Below are 15,415 nucleotides of genomic sequence, written 5' to 3' on the forward strand. Positions count from 1 at the left end.
ACGAGTTCAAATCGTGCGGGGCGAAGTGGGCAGGTGAGGCAATCGCCTATCGTTCAAATGCTCAAGCAGCCGCGGCATCAGGTATGCCGCATCGGGTCCTACACCTCGCAGGGTCGCCGAGGCGAAATTCCTTTGCTTGGGCAGACCCACGAAGTACAAGCCAGGCACCTGAATTGCCACGCCGTTTCGCTGTAGCGTACGCCCGTGCCGGTCAACGACTGGGAGCTGCGCCAGAAACTCCTGGTTAGGGCGGAAACCTGTTGCGAATATCAGCGCGTCAATCTGGGTGCTGCTTCCGTCTGGCCAAATCACACCGTCGGGCAGTACCTGCTGGAACATGGCTCTGCGCTGAATTCTGCCGCTGCTAAGTGCCTTTCGGTACTTGCCGGTGTCGAGCACTGGAGTGCTTTGATCACTCAACCATCGTGTTTGCCCCAACCCGGTGAGTTTCAGCCAGGCATGAAAATCGAGTCCAAGAATCCGCTGAGGGAAGAAGCGGATCTTCTCGCGGGTAGCCAGCACTACCTGTGCAACGCCGGCAAGCTCATAGGCAATCTGAACAGCCGAGTTCGCTGCCCCCACAACGACAACACGCTGGCCGGCAAAGGCCTCAGGTGTTCGATAAGCCGAGCTATGCAGACAGTGTCCTGAAAAGTTCTCCAGCCCAGGAATGTCAGGCATGAAAGGACAGCTGAAGCCCCCTGATGCCACTACCACAGCACGCGCAGTGAAAGTCGCTCCGTTGGCGGTGCGAACCTCAAATGCCTTGTCCTTCTGAACGACCGCCACGACTCGGGTACCGCCCTGGAAAAGCAGCTGAAACTCGGCGGCATATGCCTCCAGGTACTGCACCACATCGTCTCGCAGCGGGTAGCCCTTGGGATCGCCAGGAAACGCCAGTCCCGGCAGCGCAGAGTACTCAGCTGGTGAGAACAGCTGCAGGCTTTCGTAGTAGTTACGCCAGTTCCCGCCTGGGGATGTCTGCTCATCCAAGATGAGGTATTCCAATCCTTGCTGCTGCAATTGCCAGCCAGTCGCCAAACCTGCTTGTCCACCACCGATGACGACCACATCCAGAACGCGATTCGAATCATTCATATGTGCGCACCCATGCATATATAGGGACAAAAAAAGGCCGGGCTACGGACAGCACAGCGAAACCAGACCTTTGGTTCGCTGGAGCAGGCCCTCCAGTCGCTCGACGATCGCTCCACCATTCACTTCATAGAACACCTGCCTGCCCACCTTGGTGGCCTTCACGATCTGGGCGTCATGCAATACCTGCAGGTGCCTGGAGATCACCGAGCGCTCCTGTGGCAGCTCTTTGGCGATTTCGCCGACATCAGCCCGGCCGAGCAAAAGCACGCGCTTGAAAACCGCGACTCTGGAAGGCTCGCAAAGCGCTTTGAAGAAGGCCTCGTCCAGCGACTCGATGGCGGCGTCGATGGCTTGAGCACGGAGATTTTGGTTGGTCGTCATGCGGCCAATATATGTGCATAAACGTGCACATGTAAAGCCACCCATCATCGAGGGGTTGCGATACATTCGGAAAAGCGTATATTCGAAAAACCATATGCGCGCAGGGTACCAAGTGATGACTGGCAAGATCCGCGTCCTGTTTGTTTGCACCGCAAACGCCGCTCGCTCCCAGCTCGCCGAAGCTTTGCTCCGGCACACAGACCCTGTTCACTTCGAAGCCTTCAGCGCCGGCACTCAGCCTGGCCAAGTCGATCCGCGCACCTATGACGCCCTCGAATATCTCGATATCGATACCAAGGCTCTACGCAGCAAGTCCATCGACGAGTTCGCAGGGGAACGGTTCGACTACGTGATTACCCTGTGCGACAAGGCAGCCCATGAGTGCCTTACGTTGCCTGCCTTCGGCGATGTTCTGGCGTGGAACTTCGAAGACCCTGTCACCAGTGACCAACACGATGCCTTCCGACACACGCTTCACGAGATTCATGAGCGCATCAAGATGTTCGTCCTGGTGAAAACCAAACACTGAGAATTGCTATGACTGACTCGCTGACCCCCACCAAGGTTTTCAAATGCCTCGCCGACGAGAACCGCATTCGGATGATGCTGCTGATCGCTCGCGAGGAAGAACTCTGCGTCTGTGAACTGACCTGCGCGCTGGAAGAAAGCCAGCCCAAGGTTTCTCGCCACCTGGCGCAACTGCGCACCTGTGACCTGCTGGAAGACCGCCGTCAGGGCCAGTGGGTTTACTACCGGCTGCATCCATCGCTTCCCGCCTGGGTACGTGAGGTCCTGGCGACGACGCTGGAAGCCAACCGCGAATGGCTAAGTACTAGCACCAAACGACTGGACACCATGGGTGACCGCCCTCAACGCGTCGCCTCCTGCTGCTGATCATTGCCGAGAAAAACCGATGAAAGTTCTGTTCCTCTGCACCGCCAATAGCTGCCGCAGCATCCTCTCCGAGGCTGTTTTCAATCATCTGGCCCCGGCCGGCATGAAGGCCTACAGCGCCGGCAGCCAGCCAAAGGGTGAGGTGCACCCGCTGTCCATCACCGCGCTGCAGCGTGCCGGTATCTCCACCGAGGGCCTCAGCAGCAAGTCCAGTGACGCGCATGCCGAGCTGGCACCGGACTTTGTCATCACTGTCTGCGACAAGGCCGCTGGCGAAGCCTGCCCCGTGTTCTTCGGACCAGCAGTGAAAGCCCACTGGGGACTTTCTGACCCTTCGGATTTGCACGGTAGTGCCGCCGAGCTGGACGCGGCATTCGACAACACGCTTGAGCAGATCAAGCGACGCCTCAAGGCATTCATCGCACTGCCTTTCGACCAACTGGATGCCGCGCAGCTCAAGGTCGAGCTGGCCCGCATCGGAACGCTCTGACGTTTAGGGAGATCCACCATGAGCAAAAGCCGACTTTCATTCCTAGACCGCTACCTGACGGTCTGGATCTTTCTGGCCATGGGCCTGGGCATTGGTCTGGGCAGCCTGTTCCAGGGATTGCCTGCGTGGCTGAATAGCCTGTCGGTAGGCTCGACAAACATCCCCATCGCCATTGGCCTCATTGTCATGATGTACCCACCTCTGGCGAAGGTGAAATACGAGGAGTTGCCGCAAGTCTTCAAGGACAAGCGCATCCTTGCCCTGTCGCTGATCCAGAACTGGGTGATCGGCCCGGTCCTGATGTTCGGGCTAGCCGTTGTCTTCCTTTCCGACAAGCCTGAGTACATGACCGGCCTGATCCTCATCGGCCTGGCACGCTGCATCGCCATGGTGCTGGTGTGGAACCAGATCGCCGGTGGCAACAACCAGTACGTGGCCGGTCTGGTCGCCTTCAACAGCATTTTCCAGATCCTGTTCTTCAGCGTGTACGCCTGGATATTCCTGGGCCTGTTGCCGCCGCTGTTTGGCCTTGAAGGTAGCGTCATTGAGACCAGCTTCCTCGATATCGCCCAATCGGTGCTGATCTATCTGGGCATCCCGTTCCTGGCTGGTTTCCTGACCCGCAAGATTCTGATCAGCAGCAAGGGCGAGACCTGGTACCAGGAGCGCTTCATCCCGAAGATCAGCCCGCTGACCCTCGTGGCACTGCTGCTGACCATCGTCGCCATGTTCAGCCTGAAAGGCGACATGGTGCTGCAACTGCCGCTGGATGTGCTGCGCATCGCTATCCCGCTGACCATCTACTTTGTGGTGATGTTCTTCATCAGCTTCTGGATGGGCAAGCTGCTGGAAGCTGACTACCCACGTACCACTGCGCTGGCGTTCACCGCAGCGAGCAACAACTTTGAACTGGCCATTGCCGTGGCCATCGCCACCTTCGGTCTTGCCTCGCCGGTCGCATTTGCCACCGTCATCGGGCCCTTGGTGGAAGTGCCGGTACTGATCTCCCTGGTGGGCGTGGCCTTGTGGCTCAAGCGCCGCTGGTTCGATCAGCCATCTGGCGCCTTGTCTCAGGAGTAAATCATGACCGAACACCACATCCCCAATATCGACAACGATCTGGTCGACCTGCCGACAGCAGACAAGTTGGCAGTCGAGCCAAAGTCCACCCACAAGCCTCGCATTCTGCTGCTGTACGGATCGACCCGCGAACGCTCGTTCAGCCGCCTGCTGACGGAAGAAGCGGCACGCCTGCTAGAGCACTTCGGTGCCGAGACGCGGATCTTCAATCCGACCGGGCTGCCACTGGCGGATGACGTGCCCGATGACCACCCCATGGTCAAGGAGCTGCGCGATCTGGTGCTGTGGTCCGAAGGCATGGTCTGGTGCTCGCCGGAACGCCACGGTGCAATGACCGGCGTGTTCAAGTCGCAGATCGACTGGATTCCACTGAGCATGGGCGCCGTGCGCCCCACTCAAGGCAAAACCCTCGCGGTGATGCAGGTCTGCGGCGGCTCGCAGTCGTTCAACGTGGTCAACCAGCTGCGCGTCCTCGGCCGCTGGATGCGCATGTTCACCATCCCTAACCAGTCGTCCGTGCCGAAGGCCTATCTGGAATTTGACGAGGCGGGCCGCATGAAGCCCTCTTCGTACTACGACCGTGTCGTCGACGTAATGGAGGAGCTGGTGAAGTTCACCCTGCTGCTTCGTGATCGCTCCGACTACCTGGTCGATCGCTACTCCGAACGTAAAGAGTCGGCTGAAGAACTATCCAAGCGTGTCAATCAACGATCCATTTGAGGCTTTGTGAGCATGCAATTGCACCCGTATTCCGTGTTGGCTAATTCCGAACTGGTCGGCCAGCTGATCTTCACTCCGTGCCCCGGTACCAAGGAGACATCGGTATCTCAGGCTCTGGCAACGCTGCGCGATGCCGGCGCGAGCGCGCTGGTAACCCTGATGCCGAGTGAAGAACTGCTGCAGAACGAGATCGATCTGCTTCCCGAGGAGTGCCAACTGCTGGGCCTCGAATGGTTCCACCTGCCGGTCGAGGACGACGAAGCGCCCAGTGAGCCGTTTGCGGCCGCCTGGGAGGCTCACCGGGAACGCCTGAAAGAGCTCGTGATGACCGGTAAGACGATCGCCATTCACTGCAAGGGCGGCTCTGGTCGCACCGGCCTGTTTGCCGCCCGCCTGATGATCGAGTGCGGCATCCCTGTGCAGGAAGCTGTTTCCCAGGTCCAGGCCCTGCGTCCACGTGCGATCCAGAACCCTGCGCACGTTGGGTATATCAACCAGTTCAGCGACACCCTCTGACCTTTCGCTAATCGCGATTCGAGAACAAGAACATGGCTATCAAAGTAGGTATCAATGGGTTTGGCCGTATTGGTCGCTTGGCGCTTCGCGCATCCTGGGACTGGCCGGAATTCGAGTTTGTGCAGATCAATGATCCGGCCGGTGACGCCGAGACCCATGCCCATCTGACCAACTTCGATTCGATCCACGGACGCTGGCACCGTGAAGCCCGCGCAGAGGGCGACGCGGTAGTGATCGAGGGCAAGCGCATCAAGGTCACCGCCAACAAGACCATCGCGGACACCGACTGGTCGGGCTGCGACCTGGTCATCGAGGCCAGCGGCAAGATGAAGTCGGTAGCCGTGCTCCAGGCCTACCTGGATCAGGGCGTCAAACGCGTGGTTGTCTGCGCTCCAGTGAAGGAGAAAGGCGCACTGAACGTGGTAATGGGCGTCAACCAGCACCTGTTCGAGCCGGCGCAGCATCGTATCGTCACCGCCGCCTCATGCACCACCAACTGCCTGGCCCCGGTGGTCAAGGTGATTCACGAGAACCTGGGCATCCGTCACGGCTCGATCACCACCATTCACGACCTCACCAATACCCAGAGCATCCTCGATACACCGCACAAGGACCTGCGTCGTGCCCGTGCCTCGGGCATGAGCCTGATTCCGACCACCACAGGCTCGGCCACCGCAATCGCCGAGATCTTCCCCGAGCTGCGCGGCAAGCTGAATGGTCATGCCGTGCGTGTACCGCTGGCCAACGCCTCGCTGACCGACTGCGTGTTCGAAGTGGAACGTGAGACGACGGCTGACGAGGTCAACTCGCTGCTGAAAGCCGCTGCCGAAGGGCCGCTGAAGGACATCCTGGGCTACGAAGAGCGCCCCTTGGTGTCCATCGACTACCGCACCGATCCGCGGTCCTCGATCATCGATGCGCTGTCCACCCTTGTTATCAACGGTACCCAGGTGAAGATCTACGCCTGGTACGACAACGAGTGGGGCTACGCCAACCGTGCAGCTGAACTGGCACGCTTGGTCGGCGCAGCGGAGTAACCGGCGATCATGAAGGCGTTGTCAGCCGTGTCTGCGGAAGTGCGTCAGTACCTGCTGATTACCGGCAACTACTGGGCCTTCACCCTCACCGACGGCGCATTGCGCATGTTGGTGGTACTGCACTTCCATTCGCTGGGCTACACGCCGCTGCAGATTGCGGCGCTGTTCCTGTTCTATGAAGTGTTCGGCGTGATCACCAACCTCGTGGGCGGCTACCTCGGCGCCCGTCTGGGGTTAAACCGCACCATGAACATCGGCCTCGGTATGCAGGTCGTCGCCCTACTGATGCTCACGGTACCAGCAGCCTCACTGACGGTGCCGTGGGTGATGGCTGCCCAGGCGCTCTCCGGCATCGCCAAGGACCTGAACAAGATGAGCGCCAAGAGCTCTATCAAGCTCCTGGTGCCGGACAGCCAGCAAGGCACCCTCTACAAATGGGTGGCCATCCTGACGGGCTCGAAAAACGCGCTCAAAGGCGTGGGCTTCTTCCTCGGGGGAGCACTGCTTGCGCTGCTCGGTTTTACCCAGGCGGTACTGGCCATGGCGGCGGTGCTGGCCCTGATCTGGATCGGCAGTCTGATCCTGCTGAAAAAGGACTTGGGCAAGGCCAAGGCCAAGCCGAAGTTCCGCGACATGCTGTCCAAGAGCCGGGCCATTAACATCCTCTCGGCTGCACGGCTGTTTTTGTTCGGTGCGCGGGATGTCTGGTTCGTGGTGGCTCTACCGGTGTACCTAAGCTCTGCGTTTGGCTGGGACTTCTGGCTGGTCGGTGGCTTCTTGGCCGCGTGGGTAATCGGGTATGGAATCGTCCAGTCGTTTGCCCCCCATATCACCGGCAAGAAGCGTGGTCATGTACCAGACGGCCGAGCAGCCTTCATTTGGGCAATCGCCCTGGCCGGGCTGCCTGCACTCATTGCCGTGGGCCTGTCGACAGGCTGGTCGGCGCAGGTAGTCTTGCTCGGTGGGTTGATGCTGTTCGGCGTGCTGTTCGCCGTGAACTCATCGCTGCACAGCTACCTCATCGTCAGCTATGCCAAGGAAGACGGAGTCTCCCTGGATGTGGGCTTCTACTACATGTCCAACGCCCTGGGTCGCTTGGTCGGCACGCTGCTGTCAGGTTGGGTGTTTCAGGCCTATGGGTTGGAGGCTTGCTTGTGGGTTTCCAGCATCTTCGTATTGGCCGCCGCACTCATCTCGATCGCGCTGCCCAGGCACAGTGAAATGGCACAGCAGGTGCACTGATCTGTGAGGAAATGCGGAGGCCATCAGGCCTCCGCTTTCACCACAAACTGCTCGATTTCAGCTGCAGTACTGCGGGCTGTCCGAGTCACACCGATCAAGGTTGCTGATGCAGAGCCTGTCCACTCGCCATAGCCCACCAACCACAGTCTGGGCTCACTCACAGATCGGGTCCCTTCGACTTCTACACGTCCTTGCTCAGTAACAACCCCAAGGCTGGCGAGGTGTCCCAGGGCGGGTTTGAACCCGGTGCACCAGATCACTGCATCCACTGCGGTTTCCGAGCCGTCTGCCCAGACCACACCGTCAGGGGTGAAACGAACGAAGGGTCTCACCGCGTGCAGAACGTCTCGCTCACGCGCCTCCACCACAGGCGAGACCATGACCACGTCGCCCAACCCGCCGACCGGCTGCTCAATGACACGCCCCTCCATCTGCGCTTTCCAGCGCTCCGTGGCCCGCTCGAACAGTACTCGGCCATCGACATCATCAGGTAGGAAGAGAGGATCGGTGGGAGTTACCCAGGTCGCATCCGCTACTTTGGAAACCTCTGCGAGAATCTGGGCGCCGGAGTTGCCACCGCCGACGACCAGCACGCGCTTGCCAGAGAAGGTCTGCGGTTCAACGTAGTCCGCCGAATGCAGCTGTAGGCCACGAAACAGCTCAGCGCCGGGGTAGGCAGGTATGTTCGGATTGCTCCAAGTGCCTGTAGCACTGACCACTGCTTTGGCATCCCAATGGTCAGACTCTGAATGGACACGTAACGCGCCGGCAACGCGCTCGATCGAGGTGACGCGCACCGGCCGTTCCATTGGAAACTGATAGCGCGCCTCATACTGGGTGAGATAGTCGATGACATGCTCGCGAGAAGGATAGCCATCCTCCACAGGCGGCATCATCCAACCGGGAATAGAGCTCCAGGTAGCCGGCGAGAATAGCCGCAGGGAATTCCAGCTGTGTCGCCAAGCCCCGCCGGCGCCCGGCTCGGCATCCAAGATGATGAACGAGAGATCTGTTCGACGCAGGAAGTACGCCGTTGCCAGCGCCGCTTGTCCTCCGCCAATGATGACTACATCCAACAAGCGCTCTGCATGGGCTTTCATCTAGACACTCCCCTGATCCATTGAGGGGGTTATCTTTCCAGATGGGGGAGAATATTTCTAATAATACGGCTACGTAATTCATAGCTGCTTTGGATGTCTGCTTAGGGTCGATAGCGGACAGTCGGGAGTTTTCGTTTTCAATCTATTGTTGCCTTCCGCACTCATCACAGATCTGCTTCCGAAGATGGGGCGCTAAGCGTCGAGATGGTCGTTCATCGTGGTCAAAGGTTACCAACCAAGCTCGCACAGAGCTCAGATGATTTGCGATTAGATTGTCCCTATTTATGAGACAGCAATTCCATTGAAGGCGTCTTTTTGTCTTAAGTTCGTGACAGTAAAGTGGGTTTATCACAGGCAGGCACCAAGGCCTCAAGGAGACGAATCATGATCACTGTCCGTAACGCTGAAGAACGTGGCCGCGCTAACCATGGCTGGTTGAAGTAATCTCATACCTTCTCATTCGCTGACTACTACGATCCCGATGAGCGAGGATTTTCTGACCTTCTGGTCATCAACGATGACCGGGTGATCGCTGGCAAAGGCTTCGGCCAGCACCCGCACCGTGACATGGAGATTTTCTCCTATGTGCTCGAAGGTGCCTTGGAGCACAAAGACACCCTTGGTACCGGGTCGGTCATCAAACCGGGCGATGTGCAATTGATGAGCGCGGGCAGCGGGGTCGCTCACAGTGAGTTCAATCACAGCAAAGCGCTGCCGGTTCACTTCCTGCAAATCTGGATTGTGCCCAATGTACGTGGTGCGACTCCCCGTTATCAGCAGCAGCATTTCAGTGATGATGAAAAGCGCGGCAAGCTCCGTTTGATCATTTCGCCTGATGGCCAGCAGGGTTCGCTTCAGGTTCGCCAGGATGCACGCGTCTATGCAGGCCTTTTCGACGGCGACGAGCATGCCTCTCTGACTCTGGCTGACAACCGCCATGCCTATGTGCATGTTGCGCGTGGGCGCATTGAGTTGAATGGCCAATTGCTTCGCGAAGGTGATGGTGTTCGGATGAGGAAAGAGCAGGTAATTGAGCTTTCCAACGGCCGTGACGCAGAAGTGCTCGTGTTTGATCTGCGACCTAATGAGCTGCCACTCATGCCCTGAAACATGCAACTAAAGGACTGTCTTACCTCTTCTCACAGAGGGATGAGACGCCAGGCCCCATTATTGGATCAAGGAATGCCAATTTGGCACTCGTGGGAAATTGCACCTGACTTGACCAAGCGTTTGCATCCCACTTGACCACCTTTTTGCATTCGACTTGACCAGCCATTTGCATCGGACGTGACCAGCGCACGGGCACATCTTGACCGGCAGGAATCGACCCAGAGCTTCCTTTCGAAATGTCTACGAAACCAGGGGCGATTCAGTGAACGACACTGAAGTAGTTGCTTTGGTTTTTAACGAGTGGTAGCGAAAAATGAAATGCACAAGCCCTTTAACTCATCCACTCACGCGCAGATCGCGCTCAGCAGAAAAAATGATTTCTGTGACCTTGAGCTTTTCTTGCCGAGGCGAGAGATGGATGCTGTAACAAGCCCCACCTACTACCTTATAGATATAACCCTCTTCAGCTCCTGAATCGCATTCAGCAATGCTCACTTCCTGGAGCGGTTCCATCACCCAGTCCTTCCCGCCTCTCATGTGACCAGGAGACATCAGGTGAGCCTGCGCAAGCCATGAGCGGTCATCAAGCTCCGAAAGCATCTGTTGAAGAATCGGTACCGTAGGGATCATCAGCATGCTGCCCACGATGTCATCACCATAATCACGCACGAGCTCCACGTAAAACCATGGGTGGTGCAGCTCCAGCTCAATAAATTTCCAGCGGCGACTGGAAGGCTCTCCGAAAATGTCGGCTGAGCTGAGTTCGGCGTGCCTGTAGGTCTTGAACATCGAAAAATCCTCAAAATATTAACAATAGTTAATGGATGTCCGACGTTCAAGACGGCTTCATCATTCCTTTTGTAGGAATGAAAAAATGGAACTGAAACAGGCATTTGGGAAAGCAATGAGGCAGCTTAGAAAATCCCGCAACCTCAACCAAGAAGATTTCGGTGGCCACAGCAGCCAAACCTACCTCAGTCAACTGGAAGCCGGTGGAAAAGGCCCTACCCTCGAAATGGTGCATGGGCTCGCCACTGTCATGAATGTTCATCCTTTGACGATCTTGACCCAGTGCTACCTTTTTATGGACAAGGATGCCACTCTGGATTCAATCATTCAGCGCGTTCGTGAGGAGCTCAGCGTGACGCCATCTGACCGATGAGGATGGGCACCTGCCTCCTTCAGCATGGGCTGAGATGTACTGTCTGATGCAATCAAAGTCTGCGCTGCCTGACCCAGTGGCTGGGTTGCGCCTGGGCCCTACCTATGCAGAAAAGGAGAGACATTGAAAGGCCGGCGGAAGGTAAAGACTGAGAAGTGGCGTATCAAGTCGGAACAGGAAGGCAGCGCCCAAGAGCTTTTGCGAGGGCGGGCACAGACGCAAGGAAAGCTCCTCGATATCGCGGCACAAGCCGGCAAGAGAATGGAGCCCGTTGGCCGACTTGCCGGTTGAGAGATACGCTTTCACATTTGAGGTGTGCAAATGAACGATCCACAGATACTGGCGCTTTGCCCCAGTTCACCGTTGGGGTGCTGGAGCATCGGCCACCGATGCTTCAAGGGAAGGTGCGAGCAAATCGGGCACCTGGCAACGCGAGTACTTGGCAGTCGAGTACTTGCCGCACAATGGCTATACAAGCCAGCGATCGGCCTAAGGCATCAAGTGCCTTGCAACATCTTGGAAACCGGATCGGGCTACCAGCAGGTGGTGACACTTCTAGGTCGAATTGAGTACGGTGTCTACGCTTAACGCCGGTAGGTTCATATCCAGACGACCTGTCAACCCGCATGACATAGGATTAGCTGTGTCTGTCGCAGAATCTATTTCCAACTGTATCAAGCGCATGCCTAAGGGAAGGCCCTTTGTTAGGGCGGTATTCGAGCGAGCGGGCTCCCGCTCTGCGGTGAACAAAGCTCTGTCTCGGATGGTACTCAGGGGTTACCTAGAGCGTGTGGCCCGCGGCGTTTACATGCGTCCCAAGTACAGCCAATACACGGGCAAAAGGGTTCGAGCCAACCCGATTTCTGTAATGGAAGCTGTTGCCAGGGCAAGAGGCGAGACTATCCAGATCCATGGTGCAGAAGCTGTTCGTCGACTTGGACTGAGTGTTCAGATGCAGGTTTTGCCTACTTACTACACCAGTGGAGCGACCCGTGAGATCAAGATAGGTAGCGCGGTTGTTCGGCTGCGCCATGCGTCTCGCCAACGACTTCAGCAAGCTGGAACGCGAATAGGTACGGCCCTGACTGCTTTTTTCTATCTCGGAGAAAATGGGGTGAATGAGCAGGTCGCGAGCAAGATTGCCAACTCGCTCAGCGCTGAAGAATTCAAAAAGCTCATGGCATGCAAAATGCCCAAGTGGATGCGCTCAGCACTGGCCAACTGCGCTATAAATGCGAACTGAAAGATTTAGGGAACAATAAAATCCTCAAATCAAGATACAACTAACATCTCCGTTGTCGCGACCGATTCTGGAATTCAGGCTCCGACAATTGCACTAAAAGTCATTCGGGGATATAAACAATAAAGCTTGGGCGTCGACCACGAGAAAGAGAGATTGATATTTTTGGTGCCTCCACTGACCTCGCCAAACTTCGTTGAGCAGGTTCAATTGGTCAGTCATCGCGTAGCTCGGCGACACGCCGAACGAAAGCTACTTCTGATCAGCATCATCTGGACGCTTGTCGTTCAGGCAGACAATATCGAACTCGTCGCTAAAAAAGACGCGTCACCTGCCTGAATTACCACGAGAGGCTCCGCATATCTTATTCGTCACTATCCGCATTGTAATACTTGAATGCCATTTTCGATTCAAGAGCAGTCAGAGTTGTGCAAACATGCTTTGATTTAGGCTGACTTTATACTCCACCTAAATAAATAGGGTATACGGATTTAATGGTTGATGGGGCACCTTCACCCCATCAATCTGATACCACCCTCAGATGGTTGATAGATCGACTCCGTAGTTGAGTTCCTCTGCGAAGTCCGGCAGTCCGTAACCGATGGTTTTCTTGTAGAAAGGAGAGACCTTCGCAGTCGGTGCCTTCTTCTTGTGCTTCGTGGTGTAGAGCATTCGTGCCCGCATCACCTCGAAGGAGTAACCGCGCCCTTCACGGTTCTTGTCCTTGGCCAGTCGGTTGATGGACTCCGTGTAAGCGTTGGTGACGGGCATGTCCGTCTCGAAGTAGGTCATGGTCTCTTCGCGCCAGTTTCCCACTGCCCTGACCAGATCGCTCCAGACTTCCTTTTGGCCCTTCGGGATGGTGGCTATCCACTCGTCCAGGGCGGCTTCTGCCTGGAGCCGTGTGGTGGCGTCCCAGATGCCGTAGAAGCGCTCCTTGTGCTCGTAGGCGGCCAGCAGTTGCGGGAACGCGCCTGTCCAGGTCTCCATGATGAGGCGCTCCCGGTCTGAGACTTCGTGAGCGCGTTTCAGCAGGATTTTCCGGTCTCCCTTGAGAGTCCGGCTCTGGGACGGTTTCAGCTCCTTTCTGAGGCCCTTGCGCACTCTCTCTAGGGCATCGTTGGCCATGCGCACCACATGGAACTTATCGACCACGATACGGGCCTGGGGCAGCACAGCCTTGACCGCTGCCCGGTAGGGGTTCCACATGTCCATGCTGACGATCTCGACCTTCTGCCGGTCTTTCAGCTTCATCAGGTAGTTGGTCACCACGTCCTGGCGGCGGGTGGCCAGCAGGTCGAGCAGGGTTCGCTCCTCAATGTTGGTCAGAATGCAGCGGTAGCGCTTGTTCAGGTATAGCTCGTCAATGCCCAGGATGCGGGGCGTCTCGAAGCGGTGCCAGCGCCCCAGGAACTCGGCGCGGGCGTTGAAGATGTCGCGCACCGTCTTCTCGTCCAGGCCGGTCTGTGCCGCCACAAAGGTGTAGGGGTGGTTGAAGGATTCCTTCTCCACGTACTCATGCAGCCGCAGTGTCATACGGAATCCGTCCACCATCTCCGGTAGCTGGGGCCTGAATGTTGTCTTGCAGGCCCGGCAGGTGTATCGGCGGCGGACCACCCAGAGAGTGACCCGCTTGCCGTGGATGGGCAGATCACGATAGGGAACGTCACGCTTGCCGAACCGTACGAACTCACCCTGCACGCCGCATTCCTCGCAGGCGATGGGATCGGGCACGTCCACCTGGAAGTGCATTTCGTCGTCGGTTGATTTGCAGCCCAGTACTTGGTATTGCGGCAGGTGAAGGATGTTGTCGGGAAGTTCGGTCATGGTGTTGTATAGGCGTAGGTGTCAGTCAGATCCATCCGACTCGGCATTGGTGTTTGCTTTTTTACCCAACAAGCTGCTGGAAACGAAAAGTAAGGCACCGAGGACAATTGCAATATCAGCCAGGTTGAAGGCCGGCCAATGCCAGTCTCGCCAATAGAAATCAAAGGAATCCACAACATAGCCGCGAAAGACCCGGTCAATCAGGTTGCCCATGGCGCCACCGAGGATAAGACTGTAAGCGATGGCTTCTCCTTTATGACGATTTTCAAGGATCAGCTTGATCAGAAAAATCGAGACCACTACCGCGATTCCGATAAAAAAGTAGCGCTGCCAGCCTCCACCATTCGCAAAAAGACTGAATGCGGCACCGGTGTTCCATAGGTGCACCCAGTTAAAGAACGGGGTCACCGAAACATACTCGCCATAGGCCATTGATTGCTGCACCAGCCACTTTACAGCCTGATCAGACGCTGCCAGCAGGCCCGATATGGACAATAGGGCATACGGCGAGAGCTTTTTGCCAATAATGAGCATTATTTAACCCTTCAACGCCAAAATGCGTCTGGCACCGTTAAGTACAATGCCCCCCGCGATGGTGCCGATAATCAGATCCGGATAATTGGAACCGGTCCACGCGACCAGGGCGCCGGCGGTGATGACCCCCAGGTTGATCACCACGTCGTTGGCCGAGAATATCCAGCTTGCCTTCATGTGCGCCCCGCCTTCCCGATGTTTGGATATGAGCAGCAGACAACTGGTATTGGCAATCAATGCGACGAATGCGATAGCCATCATCACCAGCGATTCAGGCTCACTACCGAATACAAAGCGTCTCACCACCTCTACGAGCACGCCCACAGCCAAGATCAGTTGCAGTACACCAGCAAGATGCGCGGCACGTACCTGCATTTTCACGCTATGTCCAACCGCATAAAGGGCAAGCCCGTACACCGCCGCATCGGCAAAATTGTCCAGGGATTCTCCAATCAGGCCGGTGGACCGGGCGATCAGACCGGCAGTCATTTCCACCACGAACAGAAGTGCATTGATGCCGAGCAACCAGCGCAGGGTCCCGGATTCTTGCTTAGCAGAAGCTGCCGAAAACTCGGCGGCCTTGATGGTCTCCGGATTTGCAGCGACGGTTTCCTGAAGCGAGGCGCCTAGCCCCAAGGTCTTCAGTTTCGAGGTGACGGGCTCGACCTCGCCGTCATGCACGACCTTCAGCCGGCGGTTCGACAAGTCGAAGGACAGCGCCCGAATCTCCTCAAAGCCGTTCAGGGCTAGGCGAATCATTCGTTCTTCTGATGGACAGTCCATCTTCGGCACGGCATAAACACTGACCCATCTCCCTGGCGCCTCGGAGGAGGCCTGTATATCGGTATCCGCTGCGGACGTTGCATCACCGCCACAGGCGCCACCACAGGATTTGCTCATGATACGACTCCACTTGAACAATGTTGTGGTACCATTTAAAACTATAAAGCTACTATAAGGTCAATAGAGTAAAGAATCCGTTGG

General features: G+C 56.8%; 17 protein-coding genes and 1 pseudogene. 11 read left to right on the forward strand and 7 right to left on the reverse strand.

What is annotated here, in order from left to right:
- Positions 1–6: 6 nt before the first annotated feature.
- Both N7650_RS08825 and N7650_RS08830 read right to left on the reverse strand, forming a co-directional pair.
- Positions 7–1,098: an NAD(P)-binding domain-containing protein gene (locus tag N7650_RS08825; protein WP_279897898.1), complete on the reverse strand. Its 1,092-nt coding sequence runs from the start codon at positions 1,096–1,098 to the stop codon at positions 7–9.
- A 42-nt stretch (positions 1,099–1,140) separates the two neighbouring features.
- Positions 1,141–1,479, reverse strand: a complete 339-nt coding sequence (locus N7650_RS08830) for a metalloregulator ArsR/SmtB family transcription factor (RefSeq protein ID WP_186661526.1) — start codon at positions 1,477–1,479, stop codon at positions 1,141–1,143.
- Positions 1,480–1,594: 115 nt separating this feature from the next.
- Here N7650_RS08830 and N7650_RS08835 point away from each other — a divergent pair, with 115 nt between their 5' ends.
- Genes N7650_RS08835 through arsJ form a run of 8 tightly spaced genes read left to right on the forward strand, consistent with a single transcriptional unit; the run spans position 1,595 to position 7,458 of the window.
- Entirely contained in the window at positions 1,595–2,008 is a 414-nt protein-coding gene (locus N7650_RS08835) for an arsenate reductase ArsC (protein WP_210172133.1), read from the forward strand.
- Positions 2,009–2,016: 8 nt separating this feature from the next.
- Positions 2,017–2,373: a metalloregulator ArsR/SmtB family transcription factor gene (locus N7650_RS08840; RefSeq protein ID WP_051096013.1), complete on the forward strand. Its 357-nt coding sequence runs from the start codon at positions 2,017–2,019 to the stop codon at positions 2,371–2,373.
- A gap of 19 nt (positions 2,374–2,392) precedes the next feature.
- Positions 2,393–2,863: an arsenate reductase ArsC gene (locus tag N7650_RS08845; protein ID WP_135192581.1), complete on the forward strand. Its 471-nt coding sequence runs from the start codon at positions 2,393–2,395 to the stop codon at positions 2,861–2,863.
- An 18-nt stretch (positions 2,864–2,881) separates the two neighbouring features.
- Positions 2,882–3,943, forward strand: coding sequence for an ACR3 family arsenite efflux transporter (gene arsB / locus N7650_RS08850; RefSeq protein ID WP_135192580.1), 1,062 nt, complete (start codon positions 2,882–2,884; stop codon positions 3,941–3,943).
- Positions 3,944–3,946: 3 nt separating this feature from the next.
- Complete coding sequence (gene arsH, locus N7650_RS08855) at positions 3,947–4,663, forward strand: arsenical resistance protein ArsH (RefSeq protein WP_135192579.1); 717 nt, start codon at positions 3,947–3,949, stop codon at positions 4,661–4,663.
- A 12-nt stretch (positions 4,664–4,675) separates the two neighbouring features.
- A complete protein-coding gene (locus N7650_RS08860) occupies positions 4,676–5,179 on the forward strand; it encodes a cyclin-dependent kinase inhibitor 3 family protein (RefSeq protein ID WP_051096017.1) in 504 nt (167 codons plus the stop codon).
- Between the two features lie 32 nt (positions 5,180–5,211).
- Entirely contained in the window at positions 5,212–6,216 is a 1,005-nt protein-coding gene (locus N7650_RS08865; RefSeq protein ID WP_279897902.1) for an ArsJ-associated glyceraldehyde-3-phosphate dehydrogenase, read from the forward strand.
- A 9-nt stretch (positions 6,217–6,225) separates the two neighbouring features.
- Complete coding sequence (gene arsJ / locus N7650_RS08870) at positions 6,226–7,458, forward strand: organoarsenical effux MFS transporter ArsJ (protein ID WP_279897904.1); 1,233 nt, start codon at positions 6,226–6,228, stop codon at positions 7,456–7,458.
- Between the two features lie 23 nt (positions 7,459–7,481).
- Here the strand turns inward: arsJ and N7650_RS08875 are convergent, their stop codons facing one another.
- Entirely contained in the window at positions 7,482–8,558 is a 1,077-nt protein-coding gene (locus tag N7650_RS08875; RefSeq protein WP_279897906.1) for an ArsO family NAD(P)H-dependent flavin-containing monooxygenase, read from the reverse strand.
- Between the two features lie 384 nt (positions 8,559–8,942).
- Between N7650_RS08875 and N7650_RS08880 the strand changes: the two are divergent.
- Positions 8,943–9,665: pseudogene (locus N7650_RS08880) on the forward strand (pirin family protein).
- 339 nt (positions 9,666–10,004) lie between these two features.
- Here N7650_RS08880 and N7650_RS08885 read toward each other — a convergent pair.
- The gene (locus N7650_RS08885; RefSeq protein WP_046784613.1) at positions 10,005–10,457 is read right to left on the reverse strand and encodes a hypothetical protein; all 453 of its coding nucleotides are present in this window, start codon (positions 10,455–10,457) and stop codon (positions 10,005–10,007) included.
- Positions 10,458–10,542: 85 nt separating this feature from the next.
- Between N7650_RS08885 and N7650_RS08890 the strand changes: the two genes are divergently transcribed.
- Together N7650_RS08890 and N7650_RS08895 are read left to right on the forward strand one after the other, a co-directional pair.
- Complete coding sequence (locus N7650_RS08890) at positions 10,543–10,830, forward strand: helix-turn-helix transcriptional regulator (RefSeq protein ID WP_046784614.1); 288 nt, start codon at positions 10,543–10,545, stop codon at positions 10,828–10,830.
- A gap of 643 nt (positions 10,831–11,473) precedes the next feature.
- Positions 11,474–12,073, forward strand: coding sequence for a DUF6088 family protein (locus N7650_RS08895; protein WP_082056539.1), 600 nt, complete (start codon positions 11,474–11,476; stop codon positions 12,071–12,073).
- 534 nt (positions 12,074–12,607) lie between these two features.
- Here N7650_RS08895 and N7650_RS08900 read toward each other — a convergent pair.
- The 3 genes from N7650_RS08900 to N7650_RS08910 are packed head-to-tail and all read right to left on the reverse strand — an operon-like array spanning position 12,608 to position 15,331.
- On the reverse strand, positions 12,608–13,897 hold the full coding sequence (locus tag N7650_RS08900; protein ID WP_004574636.1) for an ISL3-like element ISPpu12 family transposase: 1,290 nt from the start codon (positions 13,895–13,897) through the stop codon (positions 12,608–12,610).
- 21 nt (positions 13,898–13,918) lie between these two features.
- Entirely contained in the window at positions 13,919–14,431 is a 513-nt protein-coding gene (lspA, locus tag N7650_RS08905; protein WP_003821921.1) for a signal peptidase II, read from the reverse strand.
- A gap of 3 nt (positions 14,432–14,434) precedes the next feature.
- Positions 14,435–15,331 carry a cation transporter gene (locus N7650_RS08910; protein WP_004364974.1) on the reverse strand — a complete coding sequence of 299 codons (897 nt, stop codon included), beginning with the start codon at positions 15,329–15,331 and terminating at the stop codon, positions 14,435–14,437.
- Between the last annotated feature and the right edge of the window lie 84 nt (positions 15,332–15,415).

It is taken from the genome of Pseudomonas sp. GD04058 (assembly GCF_029836855.1).
GTDB lineage: Bacteria > Pseudomonadota > Gammaproteobacteria > Pseudomonadales > Pseudomonadaceae > Aquipseudomonas > Aquipseudomonas bharatica.

Excerpts from the sequence above, each read along its gene's own strand:
- N7650_RS08830 (WP_186661526.1), bottom strand. The coding sequence starts at position 1,479 with ATGACGACCAACCAAAATCTCCGTGCTCAAGCCATCGACGCCGCCATC.
- lspA (WP_003821921.1), bottom strand. The coding sequence starts at position 14,431 with ATGCTCATTATTGGCAAAAAGCTCTCGCCGTATGCCCTATTGTCCATA.
- N7650_RS08835 (WP_210172133.1), top strand. The coding sequence starts at position 1,595 with ATGACTGGCAAGATCCGCGTCCTGTTTGTTTGCACCGCAAACGCCGCT.
- N7650_RS08840 (WP_051096013.1), top strand. The coding sequence starts at position 2,017 with ATGACTGACTCGCTGACCCCCACCAAGGTTTTCAAATGCCTCGCCGAC.
- arsB (WP_135192580.1), top strand. The coding sequence starts at position 2,882 with ATGAGCAAAAGCCGACTTTCATTCCTAGACCGCTACCTGACGGTCTGG.
- N7650_RS08885 (WP_046784613.1), bottom strand. The coding sequence starts at position 10,457 with ATGTTCAAGACCTACAGGCACGCCGAACTCAGCTCAGCCGACATTTTC.
- N7650_RS08890 (WP_046784614.1), top strand. The coding sequence starts at position 10,543 with ATGGAACTGAAACAGGCATTTGGGAAAGCAATGAGGCAGCTTAGAAAA.
- N7650_RS08900 (WP_004574636.1), bottom strand. The coding sequence starts at position 13,897 with ATGACCGAACTTCCCGACAACATCCTTCACCTGCCGCAATACCAAGTA.
- N7650_RS08910 (WP_004364974.1), bottom strand. The coding sequence starts at position 15,331 with ATGAGCAAATCCTGTGGTGGCGCCTGTGGCGGTGATGCAACGTCCGCA.
- arsH (WP_135192579.1), top strand. The coding sequence starts at position 3,947 with ATGACCGAACACCACATCCCCAATATCGACAACGATCTGGTCGACCTG.
- N7650_RS08875 (WP_279897906.1), bottom strand. The coding sequence starts at position 8,558 with ATGAAAGCCCATGCAGAGCGCTTGTTGGATGTAGTCATCATTGGCGGA.
- N7650_RS08860 (WP_051096017.1), top strand. The coding sequence starts at position 4,676 with ATGCAATTGCACCCGTATTCCGTGTTGGCTAATTCCGAACTGGTCGGC.
- N7650_RS08865 (WP_279897902.1), top strand. The coding sequence starts at position 5,212 with ATGGCTATCAAAGTAGGTATCAATGGGTTTGGCCGTATTGGTCGCTTG.
- N7650_RS08845 (WP_135192581.1), top strand. The coding sequence starts at position 2,393 with ATGAAAGTTCTGTTCCTCTGCACCGCCAATAGCTGCCGCAGCATCCTC.
- N7650_RS08825 (WP_279897898.1), bottom strand. The coding sequence starts at position 1,098 with ATGAATGATTCGAATCGCGTTCTGGATGTGGTCGTCATCGGTGGTGGA.
- arsJ (WP_279897904.1), top strand. The coding sequence starts at position 6,226 with ATGAAGGCGTTGTCAGCCGTGTCTGCGGAAGTGCGTCAGTACCTGCTG.